The following is a 15,290-nucleotide window of genomic DNA, read 5'->3' as shown; positions in this document are numbered from 1 at the left end:
GCCTCAGCGGCCCAGGCCCTTGCGGCGCTGCATGCGGGCAATGAAGGCAATGGCAAGCACCGCAGCGAGCGCTTCCACAACCGCCACCAGGTACAGGCCCGGCGCCACCTTGCCGGTGGATGTCTTGATCAGGCCCATCAGGTAGGGCGCGCCAAAGCCGGCCAGATTGGCGACCGAATTGATCAGCGCCACACCCACGGCAGCGGCGCCGCCGCTCAGCAGCATGTTGGGCATCTGCCAGAACACGGGAATCGCGCTCATCGTGCCGATGAGGGCCAGCACCATGGCCGTGAGCGCCAGCACCACTGGAATGCTGGCCATGCCCATGGTAATGGCCAGCGCCAGCATGCCGGCAGCACCCAGCAGGGCCGAGCCTGCAAAATGCCAGCGCACCTCGCCGCGCTGGTCCGAATGGCGGCCATTGAGCACCATGCCCGCAGCGCCCAGCAGATAGGCGGCGCCTGCAATCCAGCCCACCTGCATGGGGGTGGTGAAGCCCGCTTCGCGAATGACGGTCGGCATCCAGAAGGTCAGCGTGGAATTGGCGCACAGCAGGCAGAAGAACACGGCAATCAGCAGCCACACCATGGGGTTGCTGAACAGGGTGCGCCAGTCGCTGTCGCGCTCACCCTGGGCCTTCTGGTCGATTTCCAGCTGCTGGCGCACGATGGCGCGGTCCGCGTCGGTCAGCCACTTGGCCTGCTCGGGGCGGTCGGTCATGTAGAAATAGGCCACGACACCAGCCAGCACCGAAGGAATGCCTTCGATGATGAACAGCCACTGCCACCCGTGCATGCCATGGGCACCAGCCGTCCAGGTCATGATGCCGCCCGCCAGCGGGCCGCCCAGCACACCGGCAATGGCCGAGGCCGACATGAAGGTGCCAAAAGCCTTGGCGCGGCGCTTCGATGGATACCAGTAGGTCAGGTACAGGATGACGCCGGGGTAGAAGCCGGCCTCGAAGGCACCCAGCAGAAAGCGCAGGATGTAGAACTGCGTGGGCGTCGTCACCCAGGCCTGCAGGATGCAGATGATGCCCCAGCCAATGGTGATGCGCATCACCGTCTTCTTGGCGCCGATCTTCTGCAGCAGCATGTTGGAGGGCACCTCGAACAGGAAGTAGCCGATGAAGAAGATGCCTGCGCCCAGGCCGTAGACGGCTTCGCTGAACTTCAGGTCATCGAGCATCTGCAGCTTGGCAAAACCGATGTTGACGCGGTCCAGCCAGGCCAGCACCCACAGCACACCCAGAAAGGGCAACAGCCGCCAGGAGATCTTGGAATAGGTGGCGTCGACCTCGTCGATGGAGGTCGCCGCACCACTGAGGGGCACACTTTGAGCGTTCATTGCAAGTCCTTGTCTCGGGAATTTGTAGTTGGGTTTGCGAACGCTTGCATGGTCGCGGCTTGCGGCAATATGCGAAACTAGCCAGCTGCTATGAGCCGCATAGCAAAACGCATATTCATAGGGAAAACACGTGTCTCGCAGCGAAGATCCATTCGATACCTACCTGCTGCGTGTGCTATGCACATTGATCCACGAGAAGAGTGTGTCGCGCGCCGCCATACGGCTGAACCAGTCGCAGCCTGCCATCAGCGCCGCACTGCGGCGCCTGCGGGCCATCTTCAACGATCCGCTGCTGGTGCGTGACAAAAACCGCATGGTGCCCACGGCCCGGGCGCTGCAGGCGGTCGATCAGGCGCGCGCCGCGCTGGGCCTGATCGACGGGCTGCTCACCTCGGGCAAGGAGTTCGCCGCCGAGACCACGCAGCAGCGTTTCACCATTGCCGCCCCTGACTACCTGGCCCCGCCCTTCATGGCGCGCGTCGTCCAGCTCATGCGCGCCCAGGCGCCCGGGGCGCGGCTTGCCATACTTCCGCTGGGGCAGAACTTCGACTACGAGCAGGCCCTGCAGAACGCCGAGGTGGACATCGTCATCGGCAACTGGCCCAGCCCACCAGAGCACCTGCACATCTCCACGCTGATCGAGGACGAGGTGGTCTGCCTCATGGATGCCAGCCACCCGCTGGCCGCGCCGGACGAGCTGACGGCAGAGCGCTACCTGCAGGCGGCGCACGTGGTGTTTACGCCCTACTCGCCCGACCAGCGCGGGGTGGTGGAATCGAGCCTGGGCACCATGCGGGTGAGCCGCGACGGCCGCGTGCAGTGCACCTACTTCTCGCAGGCACCGGATCTGCTGGTGGGCACCGACCTGCTGCTGACCACCAGCCGCCACTTCGCCGCCTACCACGCCAGACGCCTGCCCCTGGCCATGCTGCCGCTGCCGGTGGGCAACCGCACCATGCGCTTCTACCAGCTGTGGCATTCGTCGCGGCACCGCGATGCCTCCCATATCTGGCTGCGCGGCCTGCTGGGCCAGGCGTCGCAGGCCTTGGCAGAGCGGGCGTAGCCGGATGCTATACGGGCTATAACAAGCCAGGACTGGGAGGCGGGAAACGCGCTTTCTACACTGGCTCCATGACTACCACCTCCACCCACCCTACCCCTTCGCTCGACGAACTCAACACCATGGCGCATGGCGACTTCGTGGCCGCGCTTGGCGAAGTGTTCGAATATGCCCCCTGGGTTGCGGAATCGGCTGTGCGCCAGCGTCCGTTTGCGAACATCGACGCACTGCACGCCGCCATGCTGGCTGCCGTGCATGCCAGCCCGCGTGAGCAGGCGGTGCGCTTTCTCTGCGGCCACCCGGAGCTGTCGGCCAGCGCGGTGCGCTCCGGCACGCTGACCAGCGACTCCCAGCAGGAGCAGCAAAGCGCCGGGCTTGGCGATCTGGAAAAGGAACAGGGCGAGCGCCTGGCAACACTGAACCAGACCTACCGCGCGCGCCACGGCTTTCCATTCATCGCCTGCGTGCGCCACTACACACGCATGGGCCTCTTTGCCGAGCTGGCCTCGCGTACCGAGCGCGATACCGAGCAGGAATTTGCCGAAGCCCTGCGCCAGATCGGCTTCATCAGCCGCCTGCGGCTGGCGCAGCGCGTGCGCACGGCTAGCCTGCAGGCGGCGTGAGTCCATCAGCCCTTTCCGGGCGGTGAACTCTCGCCGCTGCCGGCAAGCTCCTGCGAGAGCCAGTCGATGAAACTGCGCACCTTGGGTGCCAGGTAGCGGCGGCTGGTGTAGATCGCGTACAGGGTCACGGTGAGCGCGCTCCATTGCGGCAGCACGCGCACCAGTTGCCCCTGGGCCACCTCCGCATCCACCAGCCAGCCGGGCAGAAAGCCGATGCCCATGCCCGCGCGCACGGCGTGCAGGCTCAGGTTGGAATCATCCGACAGCAGCGCCGGGGGCAAGTGCAGGGGCACGCTGCGCCCGCCCTGGCTCAGTTGCAGAGGGCCCGTGGCCACATAGCTGGGCACTACGGCGGCGTGGCGCATCAGGTCTGCGGGCTGCTGCGGATGGCCTGCGCGCTGCAGGTAGGCGGGCGCCGCCACCAAGTAGAAGGGCACCTCGCACAGCGCGCGGGCAATCAGGTGCGACGCGGGCTCGGTGGCGGCGCGCAGGGCCATGTCGTAGCCTGCGGTGGCCAGATCGATCTTGTGGTTGTCGAGGTGAATGTCCACCAGCACCTCGGGGTAGCGGGCGCGGTAGCTCGCCAGGATCTGGGCCATGCGGGGCGTGGCACACCACACCGGCGCGCTGATCTTGAGCTGGCCGCGCGGCGCCTGGTGGTGCTGGCCGATCTCCTGCGCCGCCGCATCGAGCATTTCCAGCGCCTGGCTGCTTTGCGCATACCAGCGCTGCCCGGCTTCAGTCAGGCTCAGGTGGCGGCTGCTGCGGTTGAGCAGGCGTGCACCCAGGCGCTTTTCCAGCTGGGCCACATGCTTGCTGGCCATGGGCGCCGAGATATCGAGCCGCTGCGCGGCCAGCGCAAAACTGCCGCTGTCCACCACCTGCCGAAACACTTGCATGCTGGTGAGCTGGTCCATGGTTTCTTATCAAGAAATTGATCCATGCATTTTAGGCTCTTGGTTTCCTGAACAAGCACCTCTACATTCATGGCAAGGAGTTTTTTCCATGACCACCATTGTGACTGCCCCCGCTGTTTCTCCCGCCCCTGCGCACCCCCAACGGCTGCCCGTGTACTTCATCTCGCACGGCGGCGGCCCCTGGCCCTGGATGCCGCAGATGGCCCCGGCCTATGCCAACCTCGCCACGTCGCTGGCCGACATGCCGCGCCAGATCGGCCGCACGCCCAAGGCCGTGCTGATGGTGTCTGCCCACTGGGAAGAGCCCACCTTCACCGTGCAGGCCACGCCGCAGCCCGGCATGATCTACGACTACGGCGGCTTTCCGCCCGAAACCTACCAGATCCATTACCGCTCGCCCGGCTCACCCGCACTGGCGCAACGTGTCACCGAGCTGCTCGCCCGGGCAGGCATTGCGGTCGAGGCAGACGCCGAGCGTGGCTACGACCATGGCATGTTCTCGCCCATGCGCGCCATCTACCCGGAGGCGAATGTGCCGGTGGTGCAGCTGTCGCTGCGGCGCGGGCTCGACCCCGCCGAGCACCTGGCGCTGGGCCGCGCGCTGGCGGCCTTGCGCGATGAGGACGTGCTGATCATTGCCAGCGGCCTCTCGTACCACAACCTGCGCGCCTTTGGCCCGCAAGCGCATGCGCCAGCAAAAGCCTTTGACGACTGGCTGGCCGACACCATGCTCGACGCCACCCCGGCCGAGCGCACGCAGCGCCTGATCGACTGGGAAACCGCCCCCGCGGCCCGGCTGGCTCATCCGCGCGAAGAACATCTGCTGCCGCTGATGGTGGCCGTGGGCGCCGCCGAGGGCGACCAGGCGGTGCGCGTGTACCATGAAGACGCTTTCATGGGCGGGTTGGCGGTGTCGAGCTATCGTCTGGACGCGTAAAAAGCAGCGCGTCGGGACTCACCGACGGAATGGAAAGGCGGACAAGGCGGCATCCCCCGCCCTGTCCCTCCAAAAACCGCCCTCGCCCATCCTTGTCTGTGATCGACCTTCAAAAAAGTTGCAACATACAACCTAAAAGTTGTATATTGCAACCATCTACAGGAGATCCGTATGACAGCAGACGCGACCTTGGTCAATGACATCCGCGCAGCATCGCGCTGCATGGTACGGGAATTGGGCTTCATGGCCAGCACACTGGCGGCCACCCAGTATTCTGCATCGGCAGTCCATGCCCTGCTGGAGATTGAAGCGCGCGGCAGCATCACGGCGGCGCAACTGGCGGAGTTTCTGGGGCTGGACAAGTCCAGCGTGAGCCGGATGGTGGCCAAGCTCGTAAAAAACGGCGAGGTGAACGAGCAGCCCTGCACCGATGACGCACGCGCCAAGCAATTGCTGCTGACCGCACACGGCAGCCGCACGGTGGCCGACATCCACGCCTATGGCCAGATGCAGGTGCGCTCTGCCATGGCGCAGCTCAACCCATCGCAGCAGCAGGCCGTTGCCCAGGGGCTGTCGGCCTATGCCGGAGCACTGCAGACGCACCGGCTGGGCGCCAAGGCAGGCCAGCCCACGGCAGGCACCAGTGCCATCACCGTGCACAGCGGCTACCGGCCGGGCGTGATCGGCCGCGTGGCGGAGATGCATGCGGCCTTCTATGCCCGGCATTGGGGCTTTGGCCAGTTCTTTGAAAGCAAGGTCGCCACCGGTGTTGCCGAATTTGCCGGGCGCCTGGCCGAGCCTGGCAACCAGATCTGGACTGCCGTGCAGAACGACCGCATCGTGGGCTCCGTTGCCATTGACGGCCAGGATCTGGGCGACAACCAGGCCCACCTGCGCTGGTTCATTCTCGACGACGGCTGCCGCGGCAGCGGCGTGGGCCGCCAGCTGATGGCGCAGGCCATGGCCTTTTGCGACCAGCGCGGCTTTGCCTCTACACAGCTATGGACGTTTCAGGGCCTGGATGCGGCGCGCAGGCTCTACGAATCCTTTGGCTTTGCGCTGGTGCATGAGGAGGCTGGCCAGCAATGGGGCTCCAAGGTGGTGGAGCAGCAGTTCACCCGCCGCCTGCACGGCGCGTAGGCAGCACATGCGTCCCCGGCAGCCCGCGCTGTGGGCCGCAGCCACCACTGGCATGCTGGTGGGCGCGGCCATGGTGTCCACCAGCGCGGTATCGCCCGCAGCCTCGCCTGCCAGCTTGGCCTTTCTGCGCTATGCCATTGGGCTGGCGATTCTGGCGGGCCCCGCCCTGCTGGCGGCCTGGCCCCGGTACCGTGCCCGCGATGCGCTGGCCATCGCCTTGCTGGGCGTGGCGCAGTTTGCGGTGCTGATCCTCTTGCTCAACCACGCGCTGGCACGCCTGCCCCCATCGACCTGCGCGCTGGTGTTTGCCACCATGCCGCTGTTCACCCTGTGCCTGGCGGCCCTCGCGGGACGCGAAACCTTCAGCCTCCGCAAGCTGGCTGGCGTGCTGCTGGCCGTGGGCGGGGTGGCGGTCTTGCTGATGGGCTCGGGGCGCCATGCTGGCAGCGACGGCACGCTGAACGGTTCTGGCATGGCGGCCCTGCTGGCAGCCACGCTGGTGGGGGCAGCCACCAGCATTCTGTACGGCCCCTATATGCGGCGGTATCCGGCGCTTCCCACCAGCAGCCTTGCCATGGGCGCAGCGGTGTTGTTTCTGGCGCTGTACTGCGCCCTGCAGGGCCAGCCCCTGGTGCCGGTGTTTTCTGTGGTGCAGTGGGGGCACGTGGTCTTCATCGGCCTGTCGAGCGGGCTGGGCTATTTTTGCCTGCTGTGGGCACTGGGCCGCCTCGATGCATCGCTTGTGATTGCATTCCAGACCCTGGGGCCCGTCACCGCCGCCGCGCTGGAGTTGGTTTTGTACCAGCGCATGCCCTCGCCTGCCCTGCTGGCGGCCATGGCCCTGGTGATGGCAGGCCTGATCGCCACCACCAAGGGCGCCCGGCCATAAGCAAAGGGCCCCGCTCGCCAAGCCCCAGCGCCGGACTCTGGCACCATGCCCTTTTGTAGAATGCGGCCTTCAGCCCCTGGATATACACCATGCAACGCTGCACAACACCAACCCCACACACGACACGCCTGCGCCGCCACTCCGTCGCCATGGCAACGGCTCTCACCCTGGGCCTGGGATTGCTGGCCGCCGTGCCCGCTCAAGCCCAGACCGCCACCTTCGCCCCTGTGCAAGGCCAGGTCCGCGCCTTTCCTCCACAAGCCCTGCGCGGCACCCTGGTGGTGAGCAGCGCCAGCCAGGCCACGGTCGATGGCAAGCAGCTCCTGCTGGCTCCGGCATTCAAGCTCTACAACCCGCAAAACGCCACGATCCGCCCCGGCACCGTGCAGGGCCAGGAGCTGAACGTGAACTACGTGATCGAAAAAGCCTCGGGCCGCCTGCACGCTGCCTGGATCCTGAATGGCGCAGAAGCCCAGCTCAAGCGCGACCGGGCCGACAACAGCTTCTGGAGCAGCCTGTTCCGGTAAACAGGCCTCGGTAAAAACTACTCTTTTCATAGCTGCTGGCGCTTTCTGGATAAGCGCCAATGGCTGCCTTGACCATAGCCTCGCCTGCCGAGGCCGTGGCGCTATGGATTTGCACCATGTCTAAAAAAGTCTTCATCAAAACCTTTGGCTGCCAGATGAACGAGTACGACTCGGACAAGATGGCCGATGTGCTGGGCGCCGCCCAGGGGTACGAACCCACCGACGATCCGGAGCAGGCCGACCTGATCCTGTTCAACACCTGCTCGGTGCGCGAGAAGGCGCAGGAGAAGGTGTTCAGCGATCTCGGCCGCGTCAAGCACCTCAAGGAAAAGGGCGTGCTCATTGGCGTGGGCGGCTGCGTGGCCAGCCAGGAAGGCAACGAGATCATCAAGCGCGCCCCCTATGTGGACGTGGTGTTCGGCCCGCAGACCCTGCACCGCCTGCCCGAGCTTCTGAACGCCCGCCAGGCCAAGGCCAAGCCGCAGGTCGACATCTCCTTCCCCGAGATCGAGAAGTTCGACCACCTGCCGCCCGCCCGGGTTGAAGGCGCCTCGGCTTTTGTATCGATCATGGAAGGCTGCTCCAAGTACTGCAGCTACTGCGTGGTGCCCTATACGCGAGGCGAGGAAGTCAGCCGCCCCTTCGAGGACGTGCTGGTCGAGGTGGCGGGCCTGGCCGACCAGGGTGTGAAGGAAATCACGCTGCTGGGCCAGAACGTGAACGCCTACCTGGGCAAGATGGGCGATACGGCCGAGATCGCCGACTTTGCGCTGCTGCTCGAATACGTGTCGGAGATTCCTGGTATCGAGCGCATCCGCTACACCACAAGCCACCCCAATGAATTCACGCCGCGCCTGATCGAAGCCTATGCCAAGCTGCCCAAGCTGGTCAGCCACCTGCACCTGCCCGTGCAGCACGGCTCGGACAAGATCCTGATGGCGATGAAGCGCGGCTATACCGCTATGGAATACAAGAGCACCATCCGCAAGCTGCGCGCCATCCGGCCCGATCTGGCCATGAGCAGCGACTTCATCGTGGGCTTCCCCGGCGAGACGGACGAAGACTTCCAGAAGATGATGAAGCTCATCCACGACGTGCGCTTTGACAACAGCTTCAGCTTCATCTTCAGCCCACGCCCCGGCACCCCTGCAGCCAACCTGCCCGACGAGACGCCTTACGACGTGAAGCTGCGCCGACTGCAGGAGCTGCAGGCCGTCATCAACAACAACATCAAGGAAATCAGCGAAGAGCGCCTGGGCACGGTGCAGCGCCTCCTGGTGGAAGGCAAATCCAAGCGCGACAACGGCGAGCTGATGGGCCGCACCGAATGCAACCGCGTGGTCAACTTCCCCGGCCAGGAACGCCTGATCGGCCAGATGGTCGATGTGAAGATCACCGAAGCCATGGCCTACACCTTGCGCGGCGAAGTGGTGATTGCGCAGTAAGGCGCTCCGCTACAACATGACCCGAGCCGCCTGCACAGGCGGCTTTTTTATTGCCGCGCTGCTTCGGATGGGCGCGTTTGCAGCGGGCTGGTGGCTTCGTGGCTCGATGACCATCGCCTCATGCACAGAAGAATCAACAATTTATTACAAATAATGAAGGCAGGAATACTCATCTTTTGATAGCTACAAGCGCTCAGCAGACAAGCACCGCGACCGTCTTTCACGTCAAATCCAGCAGGCGCCTGGCGGTTACCCTGCCGGAAGCCGGGCCAGGGTCGGTAGCATGTGGGCTTCGCACAGAGAGACACACCACAGAAAGCGAGCTTGCACCATGGCTTCCGTTGCCGATCCTTCCACCGCATTGCACGGCGATGCGCTCGATGCCTATCTCGACCATGTGGAAACCATTTTCGACAGCGATGACGACGAAGCCCAGCCGCTTGAATGGCCTGCGCGCCAGACGGCTGCCAGCGAGCGCCTGGGCCAGCAGGCCATGCAGCCCGACGACCTCGACCAGTTGCGACGCATCTACCGCCTGTGGTCGATGAGCGGTCAGCCTGCACGCGCCCTGGCCGCCGTACAGCAGCACCAGGAGCGCCTGCTCGGCGACCTCAGCCACACCGCCCAGCGTGACGCCGCCGTCACCATGGCCATGATGCAGGCCGATGCGGCCGAAGACATTCGCGAACTGCCGCGTGAGCAGTATCACAGTGTGGTGCACCATGCCATGCAGGCCGTGGACCAATGGGGTGCGCAGGGCGATCCCGACCGCGCCTGGGGTTTTCTCGCCCGCCATGCACAGCAGGCCCAGGCTTTCGATCTGCAGGAGCAGATCTTCCGCAAACAGCACCAGTACAAAAGCCAGCAGGCCGAGCGCGCGAGCTACCGCGCCTGGGACGACGCCGTCCTCGCCACCCGCCTGGGCGCCATCGAAGCGGCCAAAGGCAACCCCACATCGGCGCGCGATTTCGGCCACTACGCCTTCGCCAAGCTGCAGCAGCCTGGAGCCGGGCAGGACATCGACACCAACGACTGGCTGCGCCTGGCCGATGACATCATCTCCCTGGCGCCCGATACCGTGGCCTCCTACAGCGAATGGACGCTGGCAAGCCTGCCCGCCGATGCCTCACCCGGCACCCGACGCGACACCCTGGCCCAGCTGGCGCGCCTGCATGCGCACAGCCTGTACCGCCAGGGCCAGCTCGATGCCGCCATTGCCAAAGGCCTGGAAGGCCGCTTTGCGCTGGTGCAGGACAGCGACGACGCCATGAGCGCCAGCTTGATCGAGTGGCTGGTGCAGGCGGGCCGCCTGCCCGAGGCCGCGCACATGGCGTTCGAAAGCGCGCTGCACAGCCGTGGCACCTCGCGCGAAGCGGGCTGCCGACAAGCACTCGCCCACCTGGGCGAATCGGCGGGCGCCCCCTACTGGGCCCTGACCCTGATGGCCGCCAGCAGCGAGGCCGAGCTGGCGGAGTTTCTGCCCGAAGGCATGGAGCCCGAGCAGGCCTTTGCGCACTATGGGGCCATCGTGCAGCAGCAAACGCCCAACCATCCACTCTGGCGCCTGCTGCAAGGCAACCACCTGTTCGAAGCCGACCGCCATGCCGAAGCGCTGCCGCTGCTGGAAGCGCTGAGCGAGCTGCCCCAGTACGCCAATGGCGAGCTGACATACCGGCTGTTCGTCGCACGCGCACGCAGCATGGGCCTGCAGGCGGCGCTGAAAACGCCCTACATCCGCACCGACGCAGGCAGCTGGAACTACGCCATGGGCGTGCGCATGGACGACGACTGGCCGCTGAAGGAAGCCCTGAACATTGCCGGCGACGCCCTGCCCGACGACTGGCCCTATGACGAGCTGCTGCGCTGGACCAAGCATTACTACGAAGCCGGTCAGGCGCGCTTTGAGCACTGGTTTGCCACCGGCCAGGGCAGCTACAAGGATGGCGACATCCACGACTACTCGATGCTGTGCAACAACCTGGCCATCAAGTACCGCTACAACGACGAAAACTACGACGCTGCGCTGGCCCTGCACGCCAAGGGCATTGCCACCAGCCCGTTTGCCGAGCATTACAACGGCATCCTCTCCACCTACATCGATACCGACAACTACCCCCAGATCATCGCAGCGGGCGAGCAACTGTGGCACTACAGCCGGGAGAATGGCTACAGCCGGCACAGCCCGTCCGATTACTTTCCCAAAGTGGCTTATGCGCTCTACCAGCAGAGCCGCAATGTGGAAAACAGCATCTGGCTGGAGCGCCTGGACGAATGGTGGAACGCGCTGGACGATGACGACCAGCGCGAGTCCCGCCACGACTACTTGAGCAGCCTGCTCAACCAGCTCGATTACTACTCGGACACCCATGGCGCCGAGGTGCTGCCACGCCTGCAGGCCCTGCTGCCCGAACTGCGCGAGCGCAAGAACGCCTACCTGCTGCGCCGGGCGGGCGATGCCATGCAGACATCCGGAACGCGGCAGGAAGCCATGCAGATCTACCAGGACGCGCAGCGCTTTTCCGAAGACAGCCACCCCGACGAGCGCAAGCGCCTGGAGGACAGCATTGCCGAGCTGGCGCCCAAGCTGGGCAAAGGCACGGGCAGCAGCACCGCAGCCAGCAGCAAGCCCTGGTGGAAGTTCTGGTAACGCCATGAGCCACCAGGCAACGTACCTGGCGCGCAATGTGGTGAACGCGCCCGAGATCAAGGCACGCATTACCGAACGCAGCCAGCAACGCGGCGACAGCCAGGAGATCGCCACCTGGCTGCAGAACCACTTCTACCGCTACGTGGTGGGCAACCTGCTGGCCCCGCCGCCTGCCGTGCAGCCCCTCTACACCACCGATGACCTGCAGCAGCGCTACCGCAACGGCCCGCCCGCCTGGGCCATGGCCGTGGTGGCACGCGCTGCCGCCACCCACAGGGATGGTGCCGAACCCGCGCTGTGGTGGATCAACCCCGAGAGCGATGCTGTCCTGGCGCTGGAGACGCGGTTGCTGGAATTTCTGCAGTCGCGCGTGGGCACATCGCTGGAAGGCAAGCTCATGCGCATCAACTGCCCCCAGGCCCTGGAGCGCTGGGAGCAGGAACACCGTGCGTTCGAAACCCGGCAACTGGCAGGTTGGCGCAGCCACAACCCGCAAGCGGTAACTCCGCTGTGGCAGGGCAGCAATGGAGAATTTGTCGAACTGCTGCCCACAGGCGCTGCCTTGCGCGAAGAAATGGCCTACGAGAGCCAGATGATGCGCCATTGCCTGGGCCAGTTTGCCAACCGCCGCCACCTGACGGGCGGCTATGGCGAACACTACGCCGAAAGCTGCGAGCAGGGCCGTATGCGCATCTTCAGCTACCGCACCGGCCTGCAGCAGCCGCGCATCACCATCAGCGCCTGGGTGCAGGATGATGGCCGCCTGCGCATCGACCAGATCAAGGGCAAGCAGAACCGCCCGCCCATCGACCGCTACCGCGCCGATGTGCTCGGCTTTCTGAACCAGCTGCCGACCAGCGACGACACGCCCGACGATGCATTGGGCATGCGCCTGGTACGGGTGGCTTCACGCTGGCATGAGGTCGAAGCGCTGACGCAGGAATCCGACCAGCTGCAACTGTGGCAGCGCCAGCCCGGCTTGCTGCAGCACCTGCGCCAGCCCACGCCCCTGGTGCAATGGCTGGCCGCCGCGCGCGACAGCAATGTTCTGGCGGGCCATGCCATCAGCCCCGCACTGGCCTATGCCTTGCAGCAGGCGGGCAAGCCGGTGCCTGCAGCGAAGGTGGCAAGGCCATGATCCAGCTCACGATTCTGGTCGTGGCCGTGTGGCTGGTGTGGAAGTGCATCCAGGCCTTCAGCCGCCAGTTTGGCAGCAGCGCACCACGCAGCAGCAGCCTGCAAAAAACCTACCAGTTGGCGCCGGAGCACAACTGGGCCCTGGCGCTGGCGCACCCCATGGCCTTTCATGCCATCAAGGGCGGCTTTGCCGACAGCGACATGCCCGAGCCCACCGATGGCCTGGCCGCATCGCTGCGCCCCATGGCGCTGCACGAATTTGGCCTGCGCACCGACCTGGACAATGCCAGCGTGCGCCAGCAACTGCCCGATCTGCTGCGCACGCGCTGGTGGTGCTTTGACCTCGACAAATTGCAGCCCGGCGACGACCCGCGCGCCGCCATGGCCTTTGCCTGCGCACGCATGAGTTTTTTTGTACGCACCGCCGCCATGCTGGGCTGGTTGCCAGCCGACCAGCAGTGGCAGCTTTTGCAATTGAACGCCGCCCGCGCCCGCGACTGCTTTGCCAGCTGGCAGGATTTTGGCCAGGCCTATATACAAGGCCGTGCGCAATGGGTGGCCAAGGGCCGGGCCGATGCCATGGGCCGTGCGGTGAGCAGCGACGAGCTGCACCAGTGGCTGCTCGACCCTGCCCACCCATGGGGCGCCTATGCCTGGCGCTGAAACTGTGAAGGTGGCCGCTCCGCGCTTGCCGGATGCAGCGGCAGACCTGCAGGCGGCGCTCTTGCGCTATTTCAGCGGCCCCTGGTGCTTCACGCGCACCATGCGGGGCCCGGATGCGCTCGCCATTGGGGAAGCCGAGGGTGAGGCCCTGTTTCAGCCGGGCGATACCAACCAGCTGCACTACCAGGAGAGTGGACAGCTGCGCCTGGTGACCGGGGAGCGACCGCTTTCCTTCACCCGGCGTTTCGACTACCGGATGGATGGCGACATCCTTCAGGTTGATTTTGCAGACGGCCTGCAGGCCGGGCAGCCCTACCAGCATTACCGCTACGATCCGCAGCAAAAGGCGCTACTGCCGATGCAGACCCACCTGTGCAATCTGGATCGCTACGACGGCCGCTATGCACTATTGGACGATACGCATTTCGACCTGCACACCCGCATCGAAGGCCCGCACAAGCACTACCTGCTGCACACGCGCTACCGCCGATGGCATAACTGCGATGCGGACGCAAAGCAGCGTTAGGCGTCAAACACCGTCCGGGCCTCGGTAAAGCGCTTGGCAAAGTAGGGGTTGGTCAAGCTGACCGTTCGAACCACGCCACCGCTCGATGGCGCGTGCACGAACTGGTTGCCGCCCGCATAGATGCCCATGTGCGAATAGCGCCCGCCCAGGGTGTTGAAGAACACGAAATCGCCGCGTTGCAGATCGCTGCGGTCAATCGGCGCGCTCACCCCGGCCCACTGCGATGTGGTGCGAGGCAACTTGCGGGTGGTGATGCCGGCCATCGCATACTGGATCAGGCCGCTGCAGTCAAAACCGCCCTCAGGGGTGTTGCCGCCAAAGGTGTAGGGCGTATTGACCACCATCATCACGCGCGCATACAGGGTGTCGCGCAACTCGCCGCTCAGGCCCAGGTTGATGGGCACCACACCACCATCCGGAGCGCCCCCCGGCCTGCGGCGCATTGGATCTGCCGACGCCTGCGAGCCATTGGATGCCGGCCTGGAGGCGCAACCTGCCAGCAGCACTGCCGCCGGCACCCCGAGCAGGAGCATGCGCCGGCGCATCGCAGCGGACGCAGGAGCGGGTTCATCCTCTGGTTTCAAAGTGCGGAATGCAGTGACGAGGTGCATCGTATTCATGAAGCATATTATTCACTGTTTTTCGCAAGCTTGTGAATCATATTGATTTTTATCCAATTAACCCATATCAAATGAAATTTTTACCAATTGGTCAATTGTCTAGCTATGAAGCAATGGCCGACTATTGGAGTTTTTTTGTAGTAGCGGTCTACAATTTGACCTGCAATCCCAGTAAAACAAGCATCCTTCATTGAAAGGACAACCCATGGTGCAATTCTCCAGGCGCCAGTTCATGAAAGTGACTGGCTCTACCCTGGCAGGATCAAGCCTGGCCGTGATGGGCTTCTCGCCCGCCACCGCCCTGGCCGAAGTCCGCCAGTACAAACTGGTCGGCAGCACGGTGACACGCCAGACGTGTACCTACTGTTCTGTCGGCTGCGGTATTTTGATGTACTCCCTTGGCGACGGTGGCAAGAATGCCAAGCTGTCGATCATGCACGTCGAAGGTGATCCGGACCATCCGGTCAACCGCGGCACGCTGTGCCCCAAGGGCGCATCGCTGCTCGACATCGTCAAGAGCCCCAACCGCCTGCTCTACCCCGAATACCGTGCGCCCGGCTCCAACGAGTGGAAGCGCCTGTCGTGGGACGAGGCGCTGACCCGCATCACCAAGCTGATCAAGGAAGACCGCGACGCGAACTTCCTGGAGAAGACCGATGACGGTCTGACGGTGAACCGCTGGACAACGACCGGCATGCTGGCCGCATCGGCCGCCAGCAACGAAGCCGGATACATCACCTACAAAGTGGCCCGCTCATGGGGCATGTTGGCGTTCGATAACCAAGCCCGTGTCTGACACGGCCCGACGGTGG

At 64.7% G+C, this 15,290-nt stretch carries 15 protein-coding genes and 1 pseudogene; 13 read left to right on the top strand and 3 right to left on the bottom strand.

From position 1 onward, the window contains the following. Positions 1-3: 3 nt before the first annotated feature. Entirely contained in the window at positions 4-1,347 is a 1,344-nt protein-coding gene (locus ACH2DG_RS20205; protein ID WP_395028342.1) for an MFS transporter, read from the bottom strand. A gap of 130 nt (positions 1,348-1,477) precedes the next feature. Here ACH2DG_RS20205 and ACH2DG_RS20200 point away from each other — a divergent pair, with 130 nt between their 5' ends. Together ACH2DG_RS20200 and uraD are read left to right on the top strand one after the other, a co-directional pair. Then, entirely contained in the window at positions 1,478-2,410 is a 933-nt protein-coding gene (locus ACH2DG_RS20200) for a LysR family transcriptional regulator (RefSeq protein WP_395028340.1), read from the top strand. Positions 2,411-2,478: 68 nt separating this feature from the next. Then, entirely contained in the window at positions 2,479-3,030 is a 552-nt protein-coding gene (uraD, locus tag ACH2DG_RS20195) for a 2-oxo-4-hydroxy-4-carboxy-5-ureidoimidazoline decarboxylase (protein ID WP_395028339.1), read from the top strand. 5 nt (positions 3,031-3,035) lie between these two features. On the opposite strand, the gene ACH2DG_RS20190 is transcribed toward uraD, so the two are convergent. Further along, on the bottom strand, positions 3,036-3,947 hold the full coding sequence (locus ACH2DG_RS20190) for a LysR family transcriptional regulator (protein WP_395028337.1): 912 nt from the start codon (positions 3,945-3,947) through the stop codon (positions 3,036-3,038). 88 nt (positions 3,948-4,035) lie between these two features. Here ACH2DG_RS20190 and ACH2DG_RS20185 point away from each other — a divergent pair, with 88 nt between their 5' ends. The 10 genes from ACH2DG_RS20185 (at position 4,036) to ACH2DG_RS20140 (ending at position 13,858) form a co-directional block, all read left to right on the top strand. Continuing rightward, complete coding sequence (locus tag ACH2DG_RS20185) at positions 4,036-4,884, top strand: DODA-type extradiol aromatic ring-opening family dioxygenase (RefSeq protein WP_395028335.1); 849 nt, start codon at positions 4,036-4,038, stop codon at positions 4,882-4,884. A gap of 171 nt (positions 4,885-5,055) precedes the next feature. Then, on the top strand, positions 5,056-6,024 hold the full coding sequence (locus tag ACH2DG_RS20180; protein ID WP_395028333.1) for a GNAT family N-acetyltransferase: 969 nt from the start codon (positions 5,056-5,058) through the stop codon (positions 6,022-6,024). A gap of 7 nt (positions 6,025-6,031) precedes the next feature. Next, positions 6,032-6,913: a DMT family transporter gene (locus tag ACH2DG_RS20175; protein ID WP_395028332.1), complete on the top strand. Its 882-nt coding sequence runs from the start codon at positions 6,032-6,034 to the stop codon at positions 6,911-6,913. Positions 6,914-7,002: 89 nt separating this feature from the next. Further along, a complete protein-coding gene (locus ACH2DG_RS20170; protein WP_395028331.1) occupies positions 7,003-7,440 on the top strand; it encodes a hypothetical protein in 438 nt (145 codons plus the stop codon). Positions 7,441-7,556: 116 nt separating this feature from the next. Then, a complete protein-coding gene (gene miaB / locus ACH2DG_RS20165; RefSeq protein WP_395028329.1) occupies positions 7,557-8,885 on the top strand; it encodes a tRNA (N6-isopentenyl adenosine(37)-C2)-methylthiotransferase MiaB in 1,329 nt (442 codons plus the stop codon). A 16-nt stretch (positions 8,886-8,901) separates the two neighbouring features. Further along, positions 8,902-9,039, top strand: a complete 138-nt coding sequence (locus tag ACH2DG_RS20160) for a hypothetical protein (protein WP_395028327.1) — start codon at positions 8,902-8,904, stop codon at positions 9,037-9,039. A 177-nt stretch (positions 9,040-9,216) separates the two neighbouring features. Beyond that, entirely contained in the window at positions 9,217-11,532 is a 2,316-nt protein-coding gene (locus ACH2DG_RS20155) for a hypothetical protein (protein WP_395028325.1), read from the top strand. A 4-nt stretch (positions 11,533-11,536) separates the two neighbouring features. Beyond that, on the top strand, positions 11,537-12,670 hold the full coding sequence (locus tag ACH2DG_RS20150; RefSeq protein ID WP_395028323.1) for a hypothetical protein: 1,134 nt from the start codon (positions 11,537-11,539) through the stop codon (positions 12,668-12,670). Then, positions 12,667-13,332 (top strand): DUF1266 domain-containing protein, encoded by a 666-nt coding sequence (locus tag ACH2DG_RS20145; RefSeq protein WP_395028322.1) that lies wholly within the window; start codon positions 12,667-12,669, stop codon positions 13,330-13,332. Before ACH2DG_RS20150 ends, ACH2DG_RS20145 begins: the two co-directional genes overlap by 4 nt. Next, positions 13,319-13,858 (top strand): DUF6314 family protein, encoded by a 540-nt coding sequence (locus ACH2DG_RS20140; protein ID WP_395028321.1) that lies wholly within the window; start codon positions 13,319-13,321, stop codon positions 13,856-13,858. The genes ACH2DG_RS20145 and ACH2DG_RS20140 overlap by 14 nt, the downstream gene beginning before the upstream one ends. Here the strand turns inward: ACH2DG_RS20140 and ACH2DG_RS20135 are convergent. Next, complete coding sequence (locus ACH2DG_RS20135) at positions 13,855-14,403, bottom strand: C40 family peptidase (RefSeq protein WP_395028344.1); 549 nt, start codon at positions 14,401-14,403, stop codon at positions 13,855-13,857. The genes ACH2DG_RS20140 and ACH2DG_RS20135 overlap by 4 nt on opposite strands. A 280-nt stretch (positions 14,404-14,683) precedes the next feature. Between ACH2DG_RS20135 and ACH2DG_RS20130 the strand changes: the two are divergent. Then, positions 14,684-15,271 (top strand): annotated as a pseudogene (locus ACH2DG_RS20130) (formate dehydrogenase); the annotation flags it as partial. Between the last annotated feature and the right edge of the window lie 19 nt (positions 15,272-15,290).

Source organism: Comamonas odontotermitis (assembly GCF_040396735.1).
GTDB lineage: Bacteria > Pseudomonadota > Gammaproteobacteria > Burkholderiales > Burkholderiaceae_C > Comamonas > Comamonas odontotermitis_C.
Note: the sequence above shows the minus strand (reverse complement) of the source record. Positions and strands in the feature narration are given on the sequence as shown.